Here is a 4267-nt window from a genome sequence, read left to right on the forward strand (position 1 = left end):
GGTTTTGCCCAAGCCTGGAGGACCAAATATCAACAGATGATCGAGCGCCTCATTACGCATTTGTGCTGCTTTGATGAAAATTTCCATCTGACCACGGACGTGATCCTGACCTTGATAGTCAGCCAGTGCTTTAGGGCGATTGCACGATCAATGACATCTTCATCTTTGAATACTGGGTTGTCCGGTGCAATAAGGCGATCGGCTTCAATCATAAATTCTGATATTCCTAACTATGCGCTTCTTGACGATGCGCTTCTTGACCCTGTGTAAAGGCAAAGTGAATGAATCTGTTTTGTAGAACGAGTATATGAGGTATTAAACCATCGATTTCAGAGCTTCGCGAATCAACTGTTCGCTGGTCATGCCATCTTTAGCTACTTGAGAAACCACCTTAGAAGCTTGAGTCGGCTTGTAGCCTAATGCAAGTAGCGCACTTACCGCTTCTTCTTCCGCGTCGTGCACCGTTGGCATAGAGTCAATAGGAGCTGCATCCGTCGCTGGAGTAAACAGGTCACCTGCGCCCCACCCTTTCAGGCGGTCTTTCATTTCAACGACCAGACGTTCTGCGGTTTTCTTACCAACACCCGGCAGTTTAACCAGCGTTGAGATATCTTCTCGTTCAACACTTTGAACGAATTGGCTAGCGGTCATGCCTGAAAGAATCCCAAGACCAAGTTTAGGACCGACACCATTCGCTTTAATCACTTCACGGAACAAGGCACGCTCTTTAACCGTGTTAAAACCATAAAGTAGCTGAGCATCTTCACGTACCACAAAATGAGTGTAGATAATTGCTTCTTCGCCTACGTTTGGTAACTCATAAAAACAACTCATTGGCATTTGAACTTCATAACCAACACCACTGACTTCAATCAATAATTCTGGTGGCTGTTTTTCTATTAATGTACCGCGGAGACGTCCGATCACAATTCACTCTCTTGATGGAATTTAATTTGGAGGACAGAATATAAAAGAACTGGATACTTATCCAGTTCTTTGTGTTTTTTGAAGTGAATTATTTAGACTTGCTTGGCTTGCGAGACCACGCAGTTCAAGCTCGCGACCAGTTCTTTAACCGAAGTCACATGACCTGTTAGTTCAGAACCATAATTAGCGACTAAGCCTGACACCGATTTAGTTTCCGCCACACTTTGGGCAACTTCTGAACTGGCGAGATCGAGCTCTTTCAATGAGTTCATCTGCATCGCCATAATATTAGTCAGTTGGTTAACGTCGGTCGAGATGGTTTGCACCTCGGAGATAATCCCGTTCATTTCATTGGCCGTGGTTTCAATGATTGCTCTGCCGTGTTCAACTTCTTCTTTACTGCGATCTAACAAAGTTCGAATCTCTATCGCGGAATGACTGCTTTTCGCCGATAATTCTCGCACTTGATCAGCGACGACAGCAAACCCTCGTCCTTGCTCACCAGCACGAGCCGCTTCGATTGCCGCGTTGAGTGCTAATAGATTGGTTTGCTCAGCAACCGAAGTGATCAAATCAGCGACTTTCATTATCTCTTGATTACTTTGAATGATCTGACTGATTGCACTGGTTGACGCTTCTAGCGACTCTGAGCTCTTTTGCGCTTTTGTGCCAACCGCTTCGCTGCGCTCTTTTAGTTCACCCACAAATAAATTGGATTCTTCGATGCCTTGAGTCATTTGATGGAGTTGTTGGCTCATCTGTTCTGCTGCACTCGCTTGAGATTCACAATTGACATTCAACACTTCGACTTGAGCATGCAAGTCTTGTGACTGCTGATCTAAATGAACCGAAACACCTTGTAGGCTCTCTGAATTCGAATTGGCTTGGTCGAGCACGATAGAGAGCCGACCTTCACTTTGCGTCGCTTGGTTGGCAACGTGTTGGCTTTCTGAAATCGCATCCTCTGCCATTTCAATCGCCACCTCTTTTTGCTTAGCGGTAAAGGCTTGGGCAATGCAGATCACCACCAGCGGCATAATCACACCAGACCAAGTTTCTACCACTACCGCATCGGGGGTTAGCTCAAGTAGAGGAAATGCAAATCCATTGAGATGTGCTGAGGTCATCACTAATGAAACGCCGATAACCAGTCCACTCCACACCAAAGCCACAATTCGTGTTCCTGACAAGAAAAAAGCGACCACTAACAAAGGCACCCAATAAGCTTGAGTGGAAGCCACAACCCCACCACTTTGATAAATGATGTTCAACGCGTGTACCGCCATGCCGACAAAACCAAAGTTAAGTGCAAGGCTCGGCTTACTCGTCACACGAAGTAGCAGTGCAGAGATCAGTTCGAATACGATAAGAAATACAGATGTGGCGATCAGAAGTTGCTCTTCGTGCTTAGTCCACTTGATTAAGCTATAGACACCCACGAAGAATGCGATAAAAGTGAAGAGTAATAAGATATCGGCTTGTCTGACTTCGTTGTTACTCCACCCATTGTTTTTAGGTAGAAACAGCGCGCACCACAGCTTGATTGGGTTCATCAGTGATCATCCTTGATTAACTTGTAAGACCTCCGACCAATGTTAATAACATGTTAAATGATACGCAATGTTATTATCTGGGTTATGTTCGAAAGATCTCATTTCATCAAGGATTTAGAGGCGTATTGTTTTGATATGAGCCAAACAGGGCGTGAGGCTCATCAATAGAATAAGTTTAAAAGGCAGAATTAGGAACTAACAATAGAATGAGATTTAACGGTAACGCCCTTTTCTTGCTCCCGTTGCTTTTCCTGCAAGTGCGACCAAGGTTTTATTGGTGTTAGCGTGAGTGATCGCTACGCCTAGAGCATCGGCTGCATCGGCTTGTGGTTTGGCAGGTAGTTTGAGCATGCTCATCACCATGTTCTGGACCATCGACTTATCAGCACCACCATTACCCGTCACCGCTTGTTTGATCAAACGAGCTGCATATTCATGAACAGGTAAATCCGCATTCACCGCGGCTACAATCGCACTACCACGAGCTTGTCCAAGCTTAAGTGCAGAGTCAGCGTTCTTCGACATGAAAACCTGCTCGATCGCAAACACATCCGGTTGGAACTGAGTGATGATTTCGCTCACGCCAGCGTAAATCTGTTTTAGTCGACCTGGCAGTTCTTTTTCGGAAGTACGAATACAACCACTACCTAAGTAATATAGATGGCGACCATTTTGACGAATCACGCCATAGCCGGTAATGCGAGAGCCAGGGTCAATCCCTAAGATAATAGACATAACTTCAATACTGATTATTTATACATGCTTTTCAGCTTAGTATATCGAACGCAAAAAAAAATGCCCGTCAAATTAACGGGCATTTTCTAATTTACTCACAAATCTTGACTAATTAATTAAGAGCTCTCTATCAACTAGGATCTCTTCATCAACGAGAAAGATAACAGGCTTACGCTTGCTCTTTCTTCTCTGCCAATTTAACAGCGATTGCTAGCTCTTCCAGTGATGCTGGGTTTGCTAGGCTTGGCGCATCTGTTAGTAGACATGCTGCTGCTGTTGTTTTCGGGAATGCGATAACATCACGGATATTCTCTGTACCACAAAGTAGCATTGCTAGACGGTCAAGACCGAATGCTAGACCTGCGTGTGGTGGCGTACCGTACTTAAGTGCTTCAAGTAGGAAGCCGAACTTCTCTTGTTGCTCTTTAGCTTCAATACCTAGGATACCGAATACAGCCGTTTGCATTTCTGCGCTATGAATACGTACCGAACCACCGCCTACTTCGTAGCCGTTGATTACCATGTCGTATGCATCAGAGTTTGCTGCTGCTGGGTTCGCTTTTAGCTCTTCCGCGTTCACACCTAGTGGCGATGTGAATGGGTGGTGCATTGCGTGTAGGTTACCTTCGCCGTCTTCTTCGAACATTGGGAAGTCAACAACCCACAGTGGAGCCCATGCAGATGTGTCTGTTAGCTCTAGATCAGTACCTAGTTTAAGACGAAGTGCGCCCATTGCTTCAGCAACGATGCCCGCTTTGTCTGCGCCAAACAGAATGATATCGCCAGATTCAGCTTGAGTGCGATCTAGAATACCGTTGATTACGTCTTCGCTTAGGAATTTAGCCACTGGAGATTGAATACCTTCCATGCCTGCAGCACGGTCGTTAACCTTCATCCAAGCTAGGCCTTTCGCGCCGTAGATGTTTACGTGTTCAGCGTAACCGTCAATTTGCTTACGAGTTAGCTTAGCACCACCTGGAACACGGATAACCGCTACACGACCTTTTTCGTCGTTAGCTGGGCCAGAGAATACTTTGAACTCAACGTCTTTA

Annotated in this window: 4 protein-coding genes and 1 pseudogene; all 5 read right to left on the minus strand. The window is 45.4% G+C overall.

From position 1 onward, the window contains the following. Positions 1-212: pseudogene (locus tag AB4653_RS16335) on the minus strand (Holliday junction branch migration DNA helicase RuvB); the annotation flags it as partial. Positions 213-315: 103 nt separating this feature from the next. After that, positions 316-927, minus strand: a complete 612-nt coding sequence (gene ruvA, locus AB4653_RS16340) for a Holliday junction branch migration protein RuvA (RefSeq protein WP_017062079.1) — start codon at positions 925-927, stop codon at positions 316-318. Between the two features lie 92 nt (positions 928-1019). After that, the gene (locus tag AB4653_RS16345) at positions 1020-2480 is read right to left on the minus strand and encodes a methyl-accepting chemotaxis protein (protein ID WP_102257361.1); all 1461 of its coding nucleotides are present in this window, start codon (positions 2478-2480) and stop codon (positions 1020-1022) included. A gap of 213 nt (positions 2481-2693) precedes the next feature. Further along, a complete protein-coding gene (gene ruvC, locus AB4653_RS16350; RefSeq protein ID WP_009846369.1) occupies positions 2694-3215 on the minus strand; it encodes a crossover junction endodeoxyribonuclease RuvC in 522 nt (173 codons plus the stop codon). Between the two features lie 169 nt (positions 3216-3384). Beyond that, positions 3385-4267: amino acid--tRNA ligase-related protein (locus tag AB4653_RS16355; RefSeq protein ID WP_372071635.1), on the minus strand; the 883-nt coding region annotated here is incomplete at its 5' end.

It is taken from the genome of Vibrio sp. 10N.222.48.A3 (genome assembly GCF_041475345.1).
Classification (GTDB): domain Bacteria; phylum Pseudomonadota; class Gammaproteobacteria; order Enterobacterales; family Vibrionaceae; genus Vibrio; species Vibrio tasmaniensis_A.

Bases quoted from the DNA above. Each gene is read 5' to 3' on its own strand.
- AB4653_RS16345 (WP_102257361.1), bottom strand. From the start codon at position 2,480: ATGAACCCAATCAAGCTGTGGTGCGCGCTGTTTCTACCTAAAAACAAT.
- ruvC (WP_009846369.1), bottom strand. From the start codon at position 3,215: ATGTCTATTATCTTAGGGATTGACCCTGGCTCTCGCATTACCGGCTAT.